The 18,416-nt window shown below is 72.9% G+C and carries 19 protein-coding genes and 1 pseudogene; 7 read left to right on the top strand and 13 right to left on the bottom strand.

The features are described from left to right. Nucleotides 1-47: 47 nt before the first annotated feature. Both ACZ6ZI_RS27290 and ACZ6ZI_RS27285 read left to right on the top strand, forming a co-directional pair. Nucleotides 48-1,301, top strand: a complete 1,254-nt coding sequence (locus ACZ6ZI_RS27290) for an MFS transporter (protein ID WP_469524997.1) — start codon at nt 48-50, stop codon at nt 1,299-1,301. A gap of 154 nt (nt 1,302-1,455) precedes the next feature. Next, nucleotides 1,456-1,905 (top strand): DUF7144 family membrane protein, encoded by a 450-nt coding sequence (locus tag ACZ6ZI_RS27285; RefSeq protein WP_469524995.1) that lies wholly within the window; start codon nt 1,456-1,458, stop codon nt 1,903-1,905. A gap of 53 nt (nt 1,906-1,958) precedes the next feature. On the opposite strand, the gene ACZ6ZI_RS27280 is transcribed toward ACZ6ZI_RS27285, so the two are convergent. The 10 genes from ACZ6ZI_RS27280 to ACZ6ZI_RS27235 all read right to left on the bottom strand — a co-directional run bounded on the left by ACZ6ZI_RS27280 (nt 1,959) and on the right by ACZ6ZI_RS27235 (nt 9,774). Further along, nucleotides 1,959-2,708, bottom strand: a complete 750-nt coding sequence (locus tag ACZ6ZI_RS27280; protein ID WP_469524993.1) for a TetR/AcrR family transcriptional regulator — start codon at nt 2,706-2,708, stop codon at nt 1,959-1,961. A gap of 11 nt (nt 2,709-2,719) precedes the next feature. Further along, nucleotides 2,720-3,154 carry a thiol-disulfide oxidoreductase DCC family protein gene (locus ACZ6ZI_RS27275; protein WP_469524992.1) on the bottom strand — a complete coding sequence of 145 codons (435 nt, stop codon included), beginning with the start codon at nt 3,152-3,154 and terminating at the stop codon, nt 2,720-2,722. 3 nt (nt 3,155-3,157) lie between these two features. After that, nucleotides 3,158-3,562 (bottom strand): hypothetical protein, encoded by a 405-nt coding sequence (locus tag ACZ6ZI_RS27270; RefSeq protein WP_363058002.1) that lies wholly within the window; start codon nt 3,560-3,562, stop codon nt 3,158-3,160. 105 nt (nt 3,563-3,667) lie between these two features. Then, nucleotides 3,668-4,771 carry a BUD32 family EKC/KEOPS complex subunit gene (locus ACZ6ZI_RS27265; RefSeq protein WP_469524989.1) on the bottom strand — a complete coding sequence of 368 codons (1,104 nt, stop codon included), beginning with the start codon at nt 4,769-4,771 and terminating at the stop codon, nt 3,668-3,670. Nucleotides 4,772-4,876: 105 nt separating this feature from the next. Next, complete coding sequence (locus ACZ6ZI_RS27260; RefSeq protein ID WP_469524987.1) at nt 4,877-5,431, bottom strand: hypothetical protein; 555 nt, start codon at nt 5,429-5,431, stop codon at nt 4,877-4,879. Between the two features lie 153 nt (nt 5,432-5,584). Beyond that, nucleotides 5,585-6,343 (bottom strand): succinate dehydrogenase iron-sulfur subunit, encoded by a 759-nt coding sequence (locus tag ACZ6ZI_RS27255; protein WP_469524984.1) that lies wholly within the window; start codon nt 6,341-6,343, stop codon nt 5,585-5,587. Then, nucleotides 6,343-8,097: a succinate dehydrogenase flavoprotein subunit gene (gene sdhA / locus ACZ6ZI_RS27250; RefSeq protein ID WP_363057992.1), complete on the bottom strand. Its 1,755-nt coding sequence runs from the start codon at nt 8,095-8,097 to the stop codon at nt 6,343-6,345. Before sdhA ends, ACZ6ZI_RS27255 begins: the two co-directional genes overlap by 1 nt. 23 nt (nt 8,098-8,120) lie before the next feature. Beyond that, nucleotides 8,121-8,603, bottom strand: coding sequence for a succinate dehydrogenase hydrophobic membrane anchor subunit (locus ACZ6ZI_RS27245; protein WP_363057990.1), 483 nt, complete (start codon nt 8,601-8,603; stop codon nt 8,121-8,123). A 5-nt stretch (nt 8,604-8,608) separates the two neighbouring features. Next, nucleotides 8,609-8,989 (bottom strand): succinate dehydrogenase, cytochrome b556 subunit, encoded by a 381-nt coding sequence (gene sdhC / locus ACZ6ZI_RS27240; protein ID WP_360872662.1) that lies wholly within the window; start codon nt 8,987-8,989, stop codon nt 8,609-8,611. Between the two features lie 152 nt (nt 8,990-9,141). Beyond that, on the bottom strand, nt 9,142-9,774 hold the full coding sequence (locus ACZ6ZI_RS27235) for a 2-oxo-4-hydroxy-4-carboxy-5-ureidoimidazoline decarboxylase (protein WP_469524981.1): 633 nt from the start codon (nt 9,772-9,774) through the stop codon (nt 9,142-9,144). 318 nt (nt 9,775-10,092) lie between these two features. Here ACZ6ZI_RS27235 and ACZ6ZI_RS27230 point away from each other — a divergent pair, with 318 nt between their 5' ends. Both ACZ6ZI_RS27230 and ACZ6ZI_RS27225 read left to right on the top strand, forming a co-directional pair. Beyond that, complete coding sequence (locus ACZ6ZI_RS27230; RefSeq protein WP_469525305.1) at nt 10,093-10,824, top strand: RNA polymerase sigma factor; 732 nt, start codon at nt 10,093-10,095, stop codon at nt 10,822-10,824. Further along, nucleotides 10,824-11,840, top strand: coding sequence for a hypothetical protein (locus ACZ6ZI_RS27225; protein WP_469524980.1), 1,017 nt, complete (start codon nt 10,824-10,826; stop codon nt 11,838-11,840). The genes ACZ6ZI_RS27230 and ACZ6ZI_RS27225 overlap by 1 nt, the downstream gene beginning before the upstream one ends. Before the next feature lie 243 nt (nt 11,841-12,083). Here the strand turns inward: ACZ6ZI_RS27225 and ACZ6ZI_RS27220 are convergent, their stop codons facing one another. Continuing rightward, nucleotides 12,084-12,965 (bottom strand): L,D-transpeptidase family protein, encoded by an 882-nt coding sequence (locus ACZ6ZI_RS27220; protein WP_469524977.1) that lies wholly within the window; start codon nt 12,963-12,965, stop codon nt 12,084-12,086. Nucleotides 12,966-13,263: 298 nt separating this feature from the next. Here ACZ6ZI_RS27220 and leuE point away from each other — a divergent pair, with 298 nt between their 5' ends. Next, entirely contained in the window at nt 13,264-13,914 is a 651-nt protein-coding gene (gene leuE, locus ACZ6ZI_RS27215) for a leucine efflux protein LeuE (RefSeq protein WP_363057984.1), read from the top strand. On the opposite strand, the gene ACZ6ZI_RS27210 is transcribed toward leuE, so the two are convergent. Beyond that, the gene (locus tag ACZ6ZI_RS27210; RefSeq protein ID WP_469524974.1) at nt 13,907-15,265 is read right to left on the bottom strand and encodes a polysialyltransferase family glycosyltransferase; all 1,359 of its coding nucleotides are present in this window, start codon (nt 15,263-15,265) and stop codon (nt 13,907-13,909) included. The genes leuE and ACZ6ZI_RS27210 overlap by 8 nt on opposite strands. After that, the gene (locus ACZ6ZI_RS27205; RefSeq protein ID WP_469524972.1) at nt 15,262-16,290 is read right to left on the bottom strand and encodes a glycosyltransferase family 2 protein; all 1,029 of its coding nucleotides are present in this window, start codon (nt 16,288-16,290) and stop codon (nt 15,262-15,264) included. The genes ACZ6ZI_RS27210 and ACZ6ZI_RS27205 overlap by 4 nt, the downstream gene beginning before the upstream one ends. Before the next feature lie 203 nt (nt 16,291-16,493). Here ACZ6ZI_RS27205 and ACZ6ZI_RS27200 point away from each other — a divergent pair, with 203 nt between their 5' ends. Continuing rightward, nucleotides 16,494-17,828 carry a DUF6716 putative glycosyltransferase gene (locus ACZ6ZI_RS27200; RefSeq protein ID WP_469525303.1) on the top strand — a complete coding sequence of 445 codons (1,335 nt, stop codon included), beginning with the start codon at nt 16,494-16,496 and terminating at the stop codon, nt 17,826-17,828. After that, nucleotides 17,825-18,325, top strand: a pseudogene (locus ACZ6ZI_RS27195) (acylneuraminate cytidylyltransferase family protein); the annotation flags it as partial. The gene ACZ6ZI_RS27200 and the pseudogene ACZ6ZI_RS27195, both read left to right, overlap by 4 nt. Nucleotides 18,326-18,416: the final 91 nt, after the last annotated feature.

Below are 18,416 nucleotides of genomic sequence, written 5' to 3'. Positions count from 1 at the left end.
AACGTTGAGATGCTCAAGGTTGAGAGATCGAGGGGGAGTGGTCGACCATGTCCGTCACCGCAGCGGAGCGGCGCGAGAAGAGGCGGAGCCCGGGGGAGGGCGACCGGATCGCCGGCGGGACCACCGCCGCCCGGGGCCCGGTCCCCGTCCTGTGGCTCGCCCTGATGGCCACCCCCCTCGCCGCCGGGGCCAACGCGCCGGTGCTGATCCTCCCCGACATGGCCGCCTCGCTCGGTGTCGACGCCGCGGGCGCCGCCCGCCTCCTCACCGCCTTCGGCTGGGCCACCGCCGTCGGCACCCCGCTGCTCGCCGGGCTCCTGCGCCGCCGCGGCCTCGCGGCCCTGCTCCGGCTGTCGGCCGCCCTCGTCCTCCTCGGGACCGTACTGGTCGCCGTCTCGCCGTGGCTGCCGCTGACCCTCCTCGGCCGCTGCGCCCAGGCCGCGGGCGGGGCCGGGCTGGTGGCCGCCGCGATCAGCCTCGCCGGCACCGCCCGCCGCATGGGCGTCATCAGCGCCGGCTTCGGCGTCCTCGGCGCCTGTGGACCCCTCCTCGGCCGCACCCTGACGGACGCCGTCTCCTGGCGGCCCGCCCTCGCCCTGTCGGCCCTGGCCCTCCTGGCCGTCCCCGTCGTCCTGCGCCGCGCCGAGACCGCCGCCCCGCCCGCCCCCGGCCGCTTCGACGGGCGCGGCGCCGCCCTGCTGACGGGGCTGGCCACCGCCCTCGTCCTGCTGCCGACCGCCCCCTACGCCGCCCTGGCCGCCGCCCTCGTCGCCGCCGCGCTGCTCACCGCGCACGTCCGGCGCCGGCCCGACGGCTTCGTCCCCGCCGACCTGCTGCGCCGCCCCGCCTTCGTCGTCCCGGCGCTCCTCGCCCTGCTCCTGTCGACCTCCTACTTCACCCTGCTCTTCTCGGTGCCCCGGCTGCTCGCCGACCGCGCCGGCTGGGAGGCCGCCGGCATCGGGACCGGCCAGCTCCTCGCCCTGCTCGCCGGCTCCGCCCTGTCCTGGCCGCTCGCCGCCGCCTCGGCCCGCATGGGTCGCACGGCCGCCCGTACCGTCCTGCTCGCCGTCGGCGTCCTCGCCGCCCTGGCCGGCCTCCTCGCGAGCGGGGGCCTGTTGCTGGCCGCCCTCGCGGCGGGCGTCTTCACCGCCACCGGAGCCAACGCGATCCTGTCCACCCAGGCGGTGGCCGCCGCGACCGACGAGGCCGGACGGCCCAGCGCCATCGGCCTGTTCACCCTCTGCTACCAGCTCGGCGGCGCCTTCGGACCCGCCCTCGCCACCCTGCTGGTCCTCGGCTGACCCCGGACCCCACCGCACACCACCGGGGGCGCCCCGTACGGCGCCCCCGGCCTTCCGCATGCCGAGGCGGGGCCGCCGTGCCACGCTGAGACGGGGGATCGGGCAGGTCCGGCGCTCAACCGGCCGGACGGCCCTGTCGAGCAAGGAGGCCGACATGGCCAGTGAATCCGGCCGACCCCGAACGACCGACGCGGGCCCGCACCCCTGGCACGCGCACACGTCCGGGACCACCGTCCTCGCGGCGGCACTCATGATCTTCGGTGGGGCCATGGCGCTCTTCGAGGGGATCGCGGCCGTCTCCCGGGACCCGCTGTTCGTCACGACACGGCACTACGTGTTCGAGTTCAGCCTCGCCGGCTGGGGCTGGGTCCACGTCATCCTGGGCATCGTGCTCATCGGCGCGGGCTGCGCCGTGCTCGCCACCGGAGCCCTGTGGGCGCGCTTCTTCGGCGTGTTCGTCGCGGGCCTGGGAGCGCTCGCCAACTTCCTGTGGATCCCGTACTACCCCGTGTGGGCCACGGTGCTGGTCGCCGTGAACCTCTTCATCGTGTGGGCGCTGTGCACGGGCCTGCACCACGAGAGCGGCGACCCCCGGACGACCTGATTCCCGCACCGGGACGACGCCTCCCCGGCGCCGCCCCCGTCGCGGTGCGCGTCCTAGCCCACCTCGGGCCCTTCCTCAGGGCCCGCGTCCGGGTCCGAGGCCCGCTTCCCGCGCGAGACCGCCGTCTGGGCCATGCCCGGCAGGAAGTCGGCGAACAGCTCGTGCACTTCCCGCACCAGCGGCCGCAGCACCCGGAAGCGGGCCAGGATGATGCCCCGCGTGGTCAACTGCGCGCCGCGCTCGGCGAGGCGGCGGGTCTTCTCGCTGTCGGGGGACCGGTCGAAGACCCAGTAGAGGACCAGGCCCATCTGCGAGAGCCACATCAGCTCCGGCAGTACGTCGGCCAGTTCGGCCGGCACCTTGGTCTTCGCTCCGCGCAGCACCTCGCGGTGGATGTCGATGGCTGCGTTGCGGGCCGGCTCCGACTCCGGGGAGAACGGGCTGAGCGGGCTCTCCGGGTCCGCCGCGTTCTTGAAGAACTGCGAGGCGAACTCGTGGTACGGCGCCGCGATGTCCATCCAGCTCGTCAGGACGCCGGCGAGCCGCTTCTGGAGGTCCGCCTCGTTGTCCAGGATCGGCCGGACCGCCGCCTGGTGGGCCGCGCCGATCCGGTCGTAGAACCCCTGGACGAGGTGTTCCTTCGACTCGAAGTAGTAGTACGCGTTCCCGACCGAGACCCCCGCCTCCTTGGCGATGCCCCGCATGGTCGTCTTGTCGAAGCCGCGCTCCTGGAAGAGCCGGAGCGCGGTTTCGAGGATGAGCGTCCGGGTCTGCTCGCTCTTGGGTGCCTTCTGCTCTGTCACGGTGTCCGACCTTATCGGGGTGCGGCGCACCGGTCGTCACAGGCCGGGTCCTGGGCCGGTGACCCGGGCTCGGTGCGCACCGCGTGGCGCACCGCCGCCGCCGTGTGCATGGCCGCCCGGGCGAAGGGCCGCCCGGTCGGGGTGGCCAGCCAGTTGGCCTTCTGGCGGTGCTCGGCCAGGGCCCACAGGCACACCACGAAGGCGTCCGTGCCGGTCCAGAACTGGCCCTCGTCCCCGATCACGGTGATCTCGCGCAGCGTCGCCGCGTGGTCCAGGAGGGGGAAGCGCCGCCGCGCCTCGAAGGAGCCCGCCGGCACCAGCCGCAACGGTACGAGCCACCGCCGGCCGAGCAGCCAGTGCCGGATGTGGACGCACACCGGGCAGTCGGCGTCGTAGAGCACGGTCAGGTGCCGGACGGTCCCCGTGGTCCCCGTCGCGCGGGCCACGGTTCAGACCCCGGCCTGCGCGGTCCACCCCTGGGGGGCGACCGGCGGGGTGTGCTGCCGCTCCTGAATCCCGCGCCGGCGCATCCGGTTCAGCACCCACACGTTGCCCAGGTGCATGAAACCGAGGACCAGCAGGACGACGCCGAGCTTGACCGAGAGGGCCTCGAAGAGGTCGCGGGCTTCGAGGATCGTGTCCGCCGAGCGCAGGTAGAGGGTCACGAAGCCGATGTTGACGAGGTAGAAGCCGACGACCAGGAGGTGGTTCACCGCGTCCGCGAGCTTCTCGTTGCCCTGGAGGACGTCGCCGATGAAGACGCGGCCGTTGCGGCTGAGGGTCCGGGCCACCCAGATGGTCAGGCCGATGCTGATGAACAGGTAGATGACGTACGCGACCACGGTGAGGTCCATTGCCCCAGCCCCCTTTGAACGTGTTCAACTGCTGACGTCGTTGACTCTAGACCTCTTTTTGAACAGGTTCAAGCGAATGGGCGGGGCGGTTCCGGGCCCGGCCCCCTACGGCTGCCCGTACCCGTATGCCCCTCCCGCCCCGTACGTCTTCTCGTCCCCGTACGTCTCCCCGTGCTCGGGGTCGTGTTCGTGCCGGGCCAGCGCCTCCGCCGGGTAGGGGGTCCGCTTCGTCTCCTCCGTCAGCCGCCGGTGGAACTCGTCCAGCACGGCCGAGGTCCCCGCGCGCCGGTCCAACAGCGCCGCCACCTCGGGCCGCAGCCCGCCGGCCGGACGCCGCCCCGCCACCCAGCCCCGCAGCAACTCCTCGTGCTCCAGGCCGGCCCGGTCCCGCGACGACAGGTGGTGGCGCAGCAGGTGCGCGGCCGAGTACGCGCCGTCGTAGCCCAGGTGCGCCGTCAGGAAGCGGCGCTCCTCGGGGGACAGGTCGAAGGCCTCGGCGCAGGCCAGCCCGAAGTCGGTGAGGTAGAGCATCCGCCCGTCGGTGAGCACGTTGTGGAAGTGGGCGTCGAAGTGCACCAGGCCGCGCGAGCGCGTGAACTCCGCCGTCCGCGCGAGCGCCTCGGCCACCCAGGGCAGTTCCGCCACCGGATCGCGGCGACCCGCCAACCAGTCGGACAGCCGGTGCGGGACGTACTCCAGGAACAGCACGAGGCTGTGCGAGGCCCGCCCGATCGCCTCCAGCCGCCGGCGCACCGCGTCGGACCCCTCCCAGTGCGCGACGGCCCCGTCTATCCCGCCGAAGGCGTCCGCGAGGTGCTCGGGAGGGGAGTCCGGCAGCAGCCGCCAGTGGTACATGAGCGGGAAGCCGCGGTGGGCGCCGCCGAGCACCCAGTGCGTGGTCATGACGTGCGCGGCCAGCTCCCGCCACGCCCCGAACCCGGCCGAGCCGATCCCGTACTGGTAGAACAACGGCAGCCCGAAGAGGTTCTCCGTCGAACGCAGCCGGCGCGGCAGCAGCTCCGCGTCCGTGACCGGCACCCGCTTCACGAACACCCGCGTCCCGCCCACGTCCAGCTCCGCCGAACGGCCGCCGAGCCCCGCCCCGAGCGGGGCCGCGGCCGAGACCATCGCACCCAGGCGGTGGTCGCTGAGCAGGGACAGGGCGGTCGCGACGGCTCCGTGGGCCGCGAGGCGTTCATCGCTGTGCATGCGCGGACACTACCCATCGGTACCGGCCATGCCGACGTCGTTTTCCGGCGGTTCCCGATCAAGGCACGAGGGGCCGTCCGCGCCCGGCGGCGCCGGGCGGGCGACTCAGACGCTCAGCGAGCGCGCGTAGCTGAGCTGACCCATCACCCACTGCATCGTGTAGGCGTCCGCCGCCGGGATCATCGTCGCGTGGTGCCGGCCCCCGCTGGAGACGGTGACCTGGATGAACCCGGTGGTGACCTTCTCCTTCATCAGGAGGAAGAGCAGGCCCAGCAGGCAGGCAAGCGCGAAGACGATGGCCAGGACGATCGCGTGGGTCGGGATCTTCTCCTCGGTCCGCGAGAAGTCGACGGCGTTCCACATCGCGCCCTTGAGCGGCATCGTCCCCGACGGGGTGATGATCTGGTCGCCGGCGACGGTGATGTCGCCCAACGCGAAACCCCCCGCGCCGAAACCCCCCGCGCCGAAACCTGCGGCGCCGAATCCGCCCGCGCCGGGGCCCGGACCGAAACCGGGTGCGGGCATCCCGGCGCCCAGCGTCGGCTGCTGGTTCGCCGGCAGCTCCCCGTAGGGCTGCGGGTAGCCGTAACCGGGATTGCCGGGCCCCCACTTGTAGTCGCCCGAGTGGTCCGAGTACGGGTTCGGCTGCTGCTCGCTCATGCCCTGATCCTTGCACAGCCCCCCGACCCGCGACCGGGCGATCGCCCCGCCGGTCCCCACCCCCTCGGCGGGCCCTTCGGGGGAGACGCGGCGAGGGCCCCCGCCCCGGAACGAGTCCGGGGCGGGGGCCCTCGTGCGCGTACGTACCGCGGATCAGAAGCGGCGGGTGATCAGGGCCCGCTTGACTTCCTGGATGGCCTTCGTGACCTCGATGCCACGCGGGCACGCGTCGGTGCAGTTGAAGGTCGTGCGGCAACGCCACACGCCGTCCTTGTCGTTCAGGATCTCCAGGCGCTGCTCGCCCGCCTCGTCACGCGAGTCGAAGATGAAGCGGTGCGCGTTGACGATCGCCGCCGGGCCGAAGTACTGGCCGTCGTTCCAGAACACCGGGCACGAGGACGTGCACGCGGCGCACAGGATGCACTTGGTGGTGTCGTCGAAGCGCTCGCGGTCCTCGGCGGACTGCCGGCGCTCGCGCGTCGGCTCGTTGCCCTTGGTGACCAGGAACGGCATGACGTCCCGGTACGCCTGGAAGAACGGCTCCATGTCCACGACCAGGTCCTTCAGGACCGTCAGGCCCTTGATGGCCTCGACCGTGATCGGCTTCTCCGGGTTGATGTCCTTGATCAGCGTCTTGCAGGCGAGCCTGTTCTTGCCGTTGATCCGCATCGCGTCGGAGCCGCAGATGCCGTGCGCGCACGAGCGACGGAAGGTCAGCGTGCCGTCGAGGTCCCACTTGATCTTGTGGAGACCGTCGAGCACGCGCTCCTTCGGGTCGATCTCGACCTGGAAGTCCTGCCACTCGGCCTGGTCGGAGACCTCGGGGTTGAAGCGGCGGATCCGGAACGTGACCGTGATGAACGGCGAGGCGGCGGCGGCCGCCTCCATCTTGTCCAGGGTGGGGGTGGCCATCAGTACTTACGCTCCATCGGCTGGTAGCGGGTGACGACGACGGGCTTGTAGTCCAGGCGGACGGAGTCCTTGCCGTCGGCGCCGACCTCGCGGTACGCCATGGTGTGGCGCATGAAGTTGACGTCGTCGCGGTTCGGGTAGTCCTCGCGGTAGTGACCACCGCGGGACTCCTTGCGCGCGAGCGCGGACACGGCCATGACCTCGGCCAGGTCGAGCAGGTTGCCCAGCTCGATGGCCTCCAGCAGGTCCGTGTTGAAGCGCTTGCCCTTGTCCTGGACGGACACGTTCTCGTACCGCTCGCGCAGCTCCGCGATCTTCTCGACCGCGGTCTTGATGGTCTGCTCCGTACGGAACACCATCACGTTCGCGTCCATCGTCTCCTGGAGCTCCAGGCGCAGGTCGGCGACCCGCTCGGTGCCCGTGGAGTTGCGCAGGCGCTCGACGAGGTCGACGACGAGCTGCGCCGGGTTCTCCGGCAGCTCGACGTAGTCGTTCTCGGCCGAGTACTTGGCCGCCGCGATGCCCGAACGCTTGCCGAAGACGTTGATGTCCAGCAGCGAGTTGGTGCCCAGGCGGTTGGCGCCGTGCACCGACACGCACGCGACCTCGCCGGCCGCGTACAGGCCGGGGACGACGGTGGTGTTGTCCGACAGGACCTCACCCTCGACGTTGGTCGGGATGCCGCCCATGGCGTAGTGCGCGGTGGGCTGGATCGGGATCGGGTCCGTGTAGGGCTCGATGCCGAGGTAGGTGCGCGCGAACTCGGTGATGTCCGGGAGCTTCGCGTCGAGCTGCTCCGGCGGCAGGTGCGTCAGGTCCAGGTACACGTGGTCACCGGCGGGACCGCAGCCGCGGCCCTCACGGATCTCGGTGTAGATGGAGCGCGAGACGACGTCACGGGACGCGAGGTCCTTCATGACCGGCGCGTACTTCTCCATGAAGCGCTCGCCGTCCTTGTTGCGGAGGATGCCGCCCTCACCGCGGGCGCCCTCCGTCAGCAGGATGCCCATGCGCCAGATGCCCGTCGGGTGGAACTGGAAGAACTCCATGTCCTCCAGCGGCAGGCCGCGGCGGTAGCAGGCCGCCTGGCCGTCACCCGTGAGGGTGTGCGCGTTGGAGGTCACCTTGAAGAACTTGCCGGTGCCGCCGGAGGCGTAGATGACGGCCTTCGCCTGGAACACGTGGATCTCGCCCGTGGCGAGCTCGTACGCGACCACACCGGCCGACTTCTTGACGCCGTCCTCTTCGACGATGAGCTGGTCGAGGACGTAGAACTCGTTGAAGAACTCCACGCCCTCCTTGACGCAGTTCTGGTACAGCGTCTGGAGGATCATGTGACCGGTGCGGTCCGCGGCGTAGCAGGACCGGCGGACCGGCGCCTCGCCGTGGTTGCGGGAGTGACCGCCGAAGCGGCGCTGGTCGATGGTGCCGTCCGGGGTGCGGTTGAACGGCAGGCCCATCTTCTCGAGGTCGAGGACCGCGTCGATGGCCTCCTTCGCCAGGATCTCGGCGGCGTCCTGGTCGACCAGGTAGTCACCACCCTTGACCGTGTCGAAGGTGTGCCACTCCCAGTTGTCGTCCTCCACGTTGGCCAGCGCGGCGGCCATGCCGCCCTGCGCGGCGCCCGTGTGGGAGCGGGTGGGGTAGAGCTTCGTCAGCACGGCGGTGCGGCTGCGCTTCGTCGCCTCGATGGCGGCGCGCATGCCCGCGCCACCGGCGCCGACGATGACGGTGTCGTACTTGTGGATCTTCATGGGATTCGCCTCAGCCCCGTTGCCTAGCGGATGTTCGGGTCGAAGGTGAAGATCACCAGCGTGCCCAGAAGGATGGTGAACACCGTGGCGGTGTAGAGCAGGCCCTTCAGCCACAGCCGCGTGTTGGCGCGCTCCGCGTAGTCGTTGATGACGGTACGCAGACCGTTGGCGCCGTGCAGCATGGCCAGCCACAGCATCAGCAGGTCCCAGACCTGCCAGAACGGGGACGCCCAGCGGCCGGCCACGAAGGCGAAGCCGATCTTGGAGACGCCGCCGTCCAGCACCAGCTGGATCACCAGGTGGCCGATGACGAGGACGACGAGCACGATGCCCGAGAGGCGCATGAAGAGCCACGCGACCATCTCGAAGTTGCCGCGGGTCGAGCGCGGGGTCTTGCCCGTGCGCTTGCGCGGGGCCTCGATGTACGGCGCCGGGTTGTCGACGTCGTAGAGGGACACGCCCTCTACGTCGCCGATCGTCTTGGCGGAAGAAGTGTCAGAGGACATGCGCGTCACTTCCCGAACAGTTCAGCGGCTGCGTGGCCGAGCACGGGGTACAGGGCCCCGACCATCAGCACGACCCAGATGCCCACGACGGTCCAGAGCATCTGCTTCTGGTAGCGCGGGCCCTTGGACCAGAAGTCCACAGCGATGACACGGAGACCGTTGAGCGCGTGGAAGAGGATTGCGGCGACGAGGCCGTACTCCAGCAGCGCGACGATCGGAGTCTTGTAGGTAGCCACGACATCGTCGTACGCCTCGGGGGAGACGCGGACGAGAGCGGTGTCGAGGACGTGTACGAACAGGAAGAAGAAAATGAGGACGCCGGTGACTCGATGAGCCACCCAGGACCACATTCCTTCCCGGCCGCGGTACAACGTTCCAGCCGGCACGGAAAACCCTCCGGAAGCGGGGCGGGGGCCAGCCGGCTTCTTTGTCGGTCGGGCCCGGCCGGGTACGGTCCACCGGCCCCGGACATCGTAGCGACGCTTTGTCGGTTCCCTCGCGCGGGGTCCTTCGGTGTGATCAAACAGGCACGGACGGGCTATCCCACAGGGGCGAATAGCCCGAAATCAGCCGCAGACAGCCCATCGTCGGGCCCCTCCCCGGCCGTACCGGCCAGGGTGTCGAGCAAACGGACCAGTCGGGATCGCGCCACGAGCCGCAGTTCGTCGGCGGCGATCGAGCGTTCCTCGTCCACTTCGTGAGCCATCCTGCGGCGGATCGCGGCCAGCAGCTGGTCCACCCGCTCCTCCGGCGGGTGCCCGTCCAGGCAGATCACGAAGGCGTGCCCGAAGGTCCGCTCGTACTCCGCCCGCGCCGCGTCGAGGGCCAGCAGCGCGGCATAGGGGGCGCCGCGCCCCAGTTCCGCCGAGGACTCCCCGGCCAGGGCCTCGGTCAGATCGCCCTGCGAGAGGTCGTACGCCGCCTCGTCGGCCCCCGCCAGCAGCGCGGCCACGTCGGGGTAGGGGCGGTGGGCGGCCATCCGGTGCGCCCACCGGCGGCTGCCGCAGCAGTGCAGCAGGGCGGCCCGGGCGCTCTCGTACGGAAGGGAGTTCAGACGCGCCAGCCCCGAACCCGGGGCGGAGCCGGGGCCGCGGACCTGCGCCGGAAGGTGGCTGGACAGCGGAGGTCTCCTCGGGGCGGGACGGGGGTGTACCGCCACGCTAGCGAGCACGGAGAGGGTGTGGCGTACCCGTGTGAGGATTTCACCCGGAAGTGAGCCGAAAGGATGAAGGACGCGCCATGCGGTCGTCCGGAGGAAGGGGAGGACGACCGAGGCCGCCACCCCCCACAGGAGAGGCCCCGGTCGCCATCCGACACGGGCTCGTGCGACAAGCCCGTATCCCTGTCAGCGCCGCGGGTGCGTTTTGTGTCACACCTCGCTCCGCGCAGGGTTGGTTGCTGGTTGTACAACTCGTGGACGAGAGGTACGTGAAAGCCGTAACGTGCGGATTTGCGCCACACGTACAGGACGTTGAACGGGTTGGGGACTTTGCTGGGGGACGACGCGGAGCTGACCGCCGCGGTGCTCGCGGCACAGGACGGCGACGAGAGCGCGTTCCGGACTGTGTACCGCGCCGTGCACCCGCGCCTGCTCGGATACGTGCGCACGCTCGTCGGTGACGGCGACGCCGAGGACGTGACCTCCGAGGCCTGGCTGCAGATCGCCCGCGACCTCGACTCCTTCACCGGCGACGCCGACCGCTTCCGCGGCTGGGCCGCCCGCATCGCCCGCAACCGGGCCCTCGACCACATCCGCATGCGCGGACGCCGCCCCGCCATCGGCGGCGACGAGAGCGAACTGACGGGCCGCGCCGCCGACAGCGACACGGCGGGCGAGGCCATGGAGGCCCTCTCCACGGGCGACACCATGGCCCTCATAGCCCAGCTGCCCCAGGACCAGGCCGAGGCCGTCGTCCTGCGGGTGGTCGTCGGCCTGGACGCCAAGAGCGCCGCCGAGACCCTCGGCAAGCGGCCCGGCGCCGTACGCACCGCCGCGCACCGCGGCCTGAAGAAGCTCGCCGAGCTGCTGGCCGACGGGGCCGGCGCCGCGGGCCGGCGGGAAAACGAAGCGGAGCCACGCGCGGGGGTCGGCCATAATGCCGGGGGCCAGGCGTGGGAGGGCGACCTCGACGCGGTACCGGCGCAGCGCGCGCGGGCCGCCGAGCTCGTGGAACGAACCGGTGTGACGCATTCACGTTGGCGGACGCAGAAGGACATGTGATGGCCGACGAGCACAAGGGGTGGCTGGACGCCGCCGCGGCGGACCGACTGCTGCGCGGAGAACCGGCCGGCCCGGTCGGAGCCGACGCCGATCGCGTCGCCCGGGCCGAGGCCGCGCGGCTGCGCGCCGCCCTGGACGCCCTGACCCCGCCCCGATCCGCCGGGACCGCGGAACTGCCGGGCGAGGCCGCCGCCGTCGCCGCGTTCCGGGCCGCCGCGGCCGCCCGGAACGCCGTGCCCGCCGCGGACCGTCCCGCCGCGCGCCGGGCCGCGCCGGTCGCCGTGGCGGACGAACCCCTGGTCGACCTGGCGCCGATACCGCCCGTACGGATCCCCGCGCAGCGGCGCGCCGGCGCGCCCGTCCGCTTCGGGCTGGCCGCGGCCCTCGCCGGGGTCGCGGTCGGAGGGATCGCCGCCGTCGCGGGCACGGGCCTGTTCGACCGGGACTCCCACCACACGGCGGGCCCCGCCCCGGCGGTGTCCGTCAGCTCCGACACGGACCCGGCGCCCGCCGGCGACAGCGCCGCCCCCACCCTCGTCCCCCAACTGCGGCCCACGCCCCGGTTCGACGGCGACCACCTCCCGCCGTCCGCGGCGCCGGGTTTCTCGCGCGCGCCGGGCCCGGAGGAGAGTCGTACGACGCCCGGGACCACTCCCGCCACGCCCTGGACGCCGATCACCTCCGGCGCCGCCACCGTCGCCCCGGACGGGGGCCACGAGCCCACGCCCGACCGCAACTCCCTCACCGAGGACAAGGGGCGCGACCGGGACGGCCAGGCGGCGAAGCCGGTCGACCTGTGCCGCGAGTACAAGACGGGCAAGATCAGCGGGGAGCGGCGCGAGCGGCTGGTCAAGCTGGCCGGAACCCTGGCGAAGGTGTCCCGCTTCTGCGAGACGGCCATGGACGGCGGTCCCCGCGGCAACCCGCCGAAGGGTGGCTCCGCCGACCAGGGCAGTGCCGTCGTCAGCCCGCCGCCGCAGAAGCCGGGCGGTTCGCTCGGCTTCCGCAGCCGCTGACGGCGCCCCGGGCGCGGTCCGGGAAACACTCCCGTACGAGGGCAGTAACACTTTTCGAAGCCGCGGCGCAGTACATATTGAGCCGACTGGTCATCGGCCGCGCATGAGCCGGGGTTCCCCCCGTACCCCTGGGCTCTGCGCACCCGGCGCGGGCGGGGCACGTTCCCCCGGCCCTGCCCGCGCCCTCAATCTCCGACCCGAGTCCGGGTCCGGTTCCCGGCCCGATTCCGAGCCCGCCGCGGCTCACCAGTAGACGACGACCTTGTCGTTCACCTGGACCTGGTCGAACAGCGTCGCCAGCTTTCCGCGGTCGCGGACGTTTACGCAGCCGTGCGAGGCGCCGGCGTAGCCCCGGGCCGCGAAGTCCGAGGAGTAGTGCACGGCCTGGCCGTGGCTGAAGAACATCGAGTACGGCATGTCGGTGTGGTAGATCGTCGACCTCCACTCGCGGGCCTTCCACTCCACCTTGAACTCGCCCTCGCGGGTCGGCGTGTTCTCGGAGCCGAAGCGCACGTCCATCGTCGAGACGATCTTGCCGTCGATCATCCAGGCGAGGGTGCGGCTCTCCTTGCTGATGCACATGACCCGACCCTGCATGCAGCGCGGGTCCGGGGCGTCCACCTCGTTGGTGGTCGGCGGGCGCAGCTCCTCCTCCGTCGGCTGCTTGCTGACGGAGCGCACCTTCTCCCAGGTGGCCTGGTCCACCGCGCCGGTCGCGCCCAGTCCGTGCTGCGACTGGAAGGTCTTCACCGCCGCCGTGGTCTTCGATCCGTAGAAGCCCGTGGGCGCGGTGGACATCAGCTTGAGCTGGCGCAGCCGGGCCTGGAGTTCGCGGATCTGGTCGCTCTCGTCGCCGTTGGCCATGATCGGCTTGACGCCGGGGGAGGCCGAGGCGCCGGGGGAGGCCGCGGACGAGGACGGGGAGGGCGAGGACCCGCCCGGCTTGTCGTCCGAGGAGGGGGAAGCGGAGCCGGGGGCGGAGGGCGAACCGCCGGCGGACGGCGACGTGGACGTCGTCGCGCCGGCGTTCGGGTTCTGCGGACCGCAGCCGGTCGCGGCGGTCGCGGCGAGCGCGACGGCCGTCGCCAGGCCGAGCGTACGGATCATGACTGTCTGGCGCTGCATCGCGTTTCCCCCGTTTTCACGTCGTGTATCTAGGTGATGCCTGACGGGCGCCGACAGTTGCGGACAGTTCCGGGATGTTGCGCCATTGTGACCAGCGGCCGTCGCGGGGACGGTCGTACCGGTCCCGCGGGGCGATCGGGGGACACGACCCGAGCCGCGCCCCGACCCGCGGCACGTGCCGGCGAGGCCGGTAAGCGGAATGCCCGGCGCGCCGGTGCGCGGGCCGCCGGGCCGCGCCCCGCGGCTGGGACGAAAATCACGGGGCTGACAGGTGCAACCCTGTGGGACACTCCTGCTCATGCTGGGTGTCACTGACCTTCCGACGTACCTCGCCGCCGTGGTGCTCATCGTGCTGCTGCCGGGGCCGAACTCCCTCTACGTGCTCTCCGTCGCCTCCCGGCGCGGGGTCCGCGAGGGCTACAAGGCCGCGGCCGGGGTGTTCACCGGCGACACGGTGCTGATGGTGCTGGCGGCGGTCGGCGCGGGCGCGCTGCTGACGACCAGTCCGCTGCTGTTCACCGTCGTCAAGGTCCTCGGCGCCGGCTACCTCGGCTGGCTCGCCGTCGGCATGCTGCGGGCCGCCTGGGGCATGTGGCGCGACCGCGGCACGCGGCACGAGGACGCGGCGCCGCAGGGGGAGCCCGCGGGCGCCGCCGAGCGGCCCTACCGGCGGGCGCTGGTGGTGAGCCTGCTCAACCCGAAGGCCATCCTCTTCCTGCTGTCCTTCTTCGTGCAGTTCGTGGACCCGGACTACGCCTACCCGGCCGTGTCCTTCCTGCTCCTGGGCGCCGTCTCCCAGCTCGTCAGCTTCCTCTACCTGTCCACGCTGATATTCGCCGGCACCCGGTTGTCCGCCGCCTTCCGCCGCCGCAAGCGGCTCTCGGCGGGGGCCACCTCGGCGGCGGGCGTGATCTTCCTCGGCTTCGCCGCCAAGCTCGCCGTCAGCTGACCCGGCGCAACCCCCGCCGCAGCCGGTGCGCGGCGCGCCGCACGGCGGGGCTGCGGGGCAGGAACGCCAACCGGGCGGGGATCCCGCCCGGCAGGCCCAGCGCGGTGAGCCGGCGCCGCGTGAAGTAGCGCCGGGTGTCCGCGTCCGGGCCGCCGGCCAGATAGGCCTCCGTCCGCGCGCGGTGCTCGGCGAGGACGCGGGGCTGCATGCTGAAGCCGACCGCGCCGACGAGGCCCGGCAGGTCGGCGGGAGGGCGGTGCTCCGCCGCCTCGACCAGGTCCGGGACCAGGGCGTCCACCAGCGTCAGCGGGATCCGGTTGCTGTTCTGGTACGGGGCCAGGCGGGCCAGTATCGTCCCCGTCCCGGTCCGCGCCACGGGGATCCCGTACAGCGCCCGCGCGGTCAGCAGGCCGGTCGAGAAGCAGCCGACGACCAGCGCGGGGCTCAGCCGGAGGTACAACGTCTCGGCCAGGACCGGGGCGTCGAGCACCGTCAGGCGGGCCCCGAGCCGCTCGGCCTCGGCGCGGGCGCGCCGGCAGTGGGCGGCGGGGGCGTTCGGGTGCGGTTTGAAGACCAGTTCCCGGTGGCCCCGCCCGACCGCGCCGCGCACCATCGCGACGTGCAGTTCCTCCTCCTCCGCCGGCGACATCAGCTCCAGCGCCGACAGGTACTGGCCCAGCAGCAGGGCGGGCGGTTCGTCGGCGCGGGGCGCGTACGCGCCGGCGCCCACCGGGTCGGGCAGGTCGGCCAGCTCCGCCAGCACCTTCGCGAGGGCCGGGGAGGGGACCGGTTCCGCGCGGACGCCGAACTCCGTCAGCAGCAGCGGTCGCAGCCCCGGCACCAGGTCCGGGTGCAGGACGCGGCGCACGCGCGCGCCGATCTGCGGGTCGAGGCGGAAGCGGGTGGGGCCGTAGGACATGAGCCCGTCGGCGTAGACGTCGATCGCGGCTCCCGGGAAGAGCCGGGCCAGGCTCTGCGCCGGGGGCACCTGGAGGGACTCCACCACCAGCTCGACGCGGTCCTCGCCCAGCGACCACAGGGCGCGCAGCTGCCGCTCCCACAGCGGGACGTCCTCCGGGCGGGGGGCCCAGGTGCTCGGGTGCTGCGGGGCGAGCACCGCGTTCCAGTCGAGGACCTCGTCGAAGCGGGTGCGCAGGGAGGCGAAGCCGGGCATGGTCTCGATCCCCGGGGTGACCTCGGGGGCGGGGGAGTGGTTGCTCGTCAGCAGGATCCGCCGGGCGGCCGCGGGGAAGGCGCCCGCGTCAACGCAGGCGGCGAGGGTGGCCGTCCCGTAGAGGGTCGAGGCGAGGAAGACCTGGGTGACGCGGGCGCCGGGCCCGGTGCGGGTCACGCGGCGGCCCCGGGGGCGTCGGGGGCGTCCGGGGTCCGGGCGGGGCGGGCGGCGCGGCCGGGGCGGGCGGGGGTGCGTCGGCGCAGCCGGCGCAGCACGGCGGACCGTTCGACGTCCATCGAGTCCAGGGCCCCGTCCAGGACCGACCGGGGCATCCGCGCGAGTGCGTCGGAGGCCATGGCCCGGAGTTTCTTCGCCACGGCCGGTTCGAACCTTTCGATGGATCCGATGTGATGCGCGATGATCGCACAATATGTTCGGACGGCTTTGGGGAGCAGGAGTTCGGATTCCCGATCCCGTTCCGTTTCCGCCAATACCTGATCGAATGCGCGGATGAAATCGAGCTGCCGCTCGTCCCCGACCTGCGTGAGCGAGGTGGAAATGCCGCGCCGGTAGAACACCCCCGCCGTGCCGACCGCCGCGAAGGAGTCGGCCTCCCGGTGCAGCCGCCAGATCCACGGCCGGTCCTCCGCCGTCCGCAACCCGTCGGTGAAGTGCAGCAACCCGCGGTCCAACAGCCGCCGGTGGTACATCCCGGCCCAGGCGTACGGATAGTCCACCGCCGTCGCCCGCGAGGCCGGCAGGATGCCCGCGCGCGGATCGCCCACCACCCCCTGCGGACCGTACGGAACGCGCTGCACGCTCCGGTTCCGACCCGTCACCCGCACATGGTCCGTCCGGACGAAATCGCAGCTCAGGGCCTCGATGGCGGCCAGCGTACGGGCCAGGTGACCCGGCGCCAGCCAGTCGTCGCCGTCCAGGAAGGCGATGTACTCCCCGCGCGCCGCGTCCAGTCCGGTGTTGCGGGCGGTGGCCAGGCCGCCGTTGCGGTCCCGTCTGAGGAACACCGCCCCCGGCAGCGAGCGGGCGGCCCGCTCCAGCAGCTCGGGCGTCCCGTCCGTGGAACGGTCGTCGACGAGCAGGAACTCGAAATCATCCCGGGCGTTGAGTTCGAGCGCCTTCAGGGCTTCCGGTGCGTATGTCTGCACGTTGTAGAACGGCACGACGACAGAGAGCTTGGGCACCCGCGAGAGATTAGGGCGCGGTTCACCGTTCGGCGTGGCCCGGACGCGGATTCCATGTGAACGAAACGGGGCGGGCGCGTTAACCCGTGCGCTTTCGCATTTCGTCGACGGGTTGTTAACCCACCGTTGTGCGGTCGTTGGGCCGAACAGCGGAAATGCGGAATAGCTTCTGCCGGGTGTCAGCGCCACTGAGCAGAACGCCGATGGGCCGCAACCCGGCCGATCTCCGGATCGCCGTACTCGCCGATTCCGACACGCGGTGGAAATGGGGCGCGCTCACCGCGCGCCGCCTCGCCCCCGACACCGCCCCACGGCGGATCGACGGGTACCTGCTGCGCGGCCGCGCCACCCCCACCGCCCGCCAGCTCGGCGAGGTGGGCGCGGGCGAGGCGGTCGAGGTCACCTGCGCGCGGTTCCTCGCCCGGCTGTGCGAGGAGCCGTACGACGTGGTCGTGCTCGCCCTCGTCGGCGGGGCCGTCCAGGCCGTGCTGCACGGGATCCGGGCCCAGTGGCCCGAACCCGCCGCCCGCCCCGTCCTCGTCACCGGCTACGTCGGGGTGGTCTACGAGAAGCTCGCCGACGGACTGCTGCTGCGGCACGGCGCCGACCTCGTCCTCGCCAACTCCCGGCACGACGCGGACCGCTTCCGCGCCGTCTACGCGGGCGTCGGGGCGAGCACCGACGCCGTCACCGAGACCGCGCTGCCCTTCCTCGAAGGGGCCCCGTACGAGAGCCCCGGCGGCCGGGCCCACCGGGTGGTCTTCGCCGTCCAGCCCTCGGTGCCGGAGGGCCGGGCCGACCGCGCGTACCTGCTGGAGCGGGCCGCCCACCACGCGCGGGCGCACCCCGGGCGGGAGGTCCTGGTCAAACTGCGCAGCCGGCCCGGGGAGCACACCACGCACCTGGAGGAGCACCCCTACCAACGCCTGGTCGAGCGGCTGCCCGCCGGGCTCCCGCCCAACTGCCGCCTGGAGTACGGGAACATGGGCGAGGTCCTCGACACCACCGACCTGCTGGTCACCGTCTCCTCCACGGCCGCGCTGGAGTCCCTGCACCGGGGCATCCCGACCGCCGTCCTGACCGACCTCGGCGTCCGCGAGAGCCTCGGCAACCACCACTTCCTCGGCTCGGGCTGCCTGACGTCCTGGGACCACCTCGACGCGGGCCTCCTGCCGACCCCCGACCCCGCCTGGCTCGCCGCGCACGGAGTCCCCGGCGCGCGGGCCGCCGCCGCGGGGGAGCGCGACCCCCACGCCGCCGCCCGCGCGCGCCTCGCCGCCCTGCTCGGAGCCGGGGAACTCCCGCCCGTCGCCCCCTACTACACGCCCGCCACCGCCCCCGGATACCTGCCGGGGATCCTGGCCCGCCACCACCTCGCCCCCGACGGGACCCCGCGGCCGGACGCCGCCCGCCGGGCCGCGGGGGAGTCGGCGGCCCGCCGCTGGCTCCGCGCCCACCTGCGCGAGGCCGCCCGCGGGGCCTACCGGCACGGGGTGCAACGCGTGGCCCCGGCGATCCGCAGGCTGGGCGAACTGTGACCCCGCCCCCGCCCCGCGCGGCGGCACCGACCCGGGCGGCACCGCCCCCGGCCGCGCCCGGCCCGGCCGCGCCCGGCCCGGCCGCCCCTCCCGCTCCCGGCCCGGCCGTCCCCGTACGCGTCCCCCGCGTGCTCGCCGTCGTGCCCGCGCGCGGCGGCTCCAAGGGGGTGCCGGGCAAGAACACCGCGCCCGTCGCCGGGGTGCCGCTGGTCGCCCGGGCCGTACGGGCCTGCCTGGCCGCGCCCACCGTCACCGACGTGCTCGTCTCCACCGACTCCGAGGCCGTCGCCGCCGCCGCCCGCGCGGCCGGGGCCGCGGTGGTCCGCCGCCCGGCCGCCCTCTCCGGCGACACCGCGAGCAGCGAGGCCGCCGTCCTGCACGCCCTGGACTCCTTCGAGGAACTGCACTCCCTCACCGTGGACGTGGTCCTCCTCGTCCAGTGCACCAGCCCCTTCCTGACCCCCTGCGACGTCGAGTCCGTGGCCGCCGCCGTGGCCTCGGGAGGCGCCGACTCGGCCCTGACCGCGGCCCCGTTCCACGGCTTCCTGTGGCGCACCGACCCCGAGGGCCGCGGCAGCGGCGTCAACC

Source organism: Streptomyces sp. NPDC103540 (genome assembly GCF_055584445.1).
This window is presented reverse-complemented; position numbering and strand designations above follow the sequence as displayed.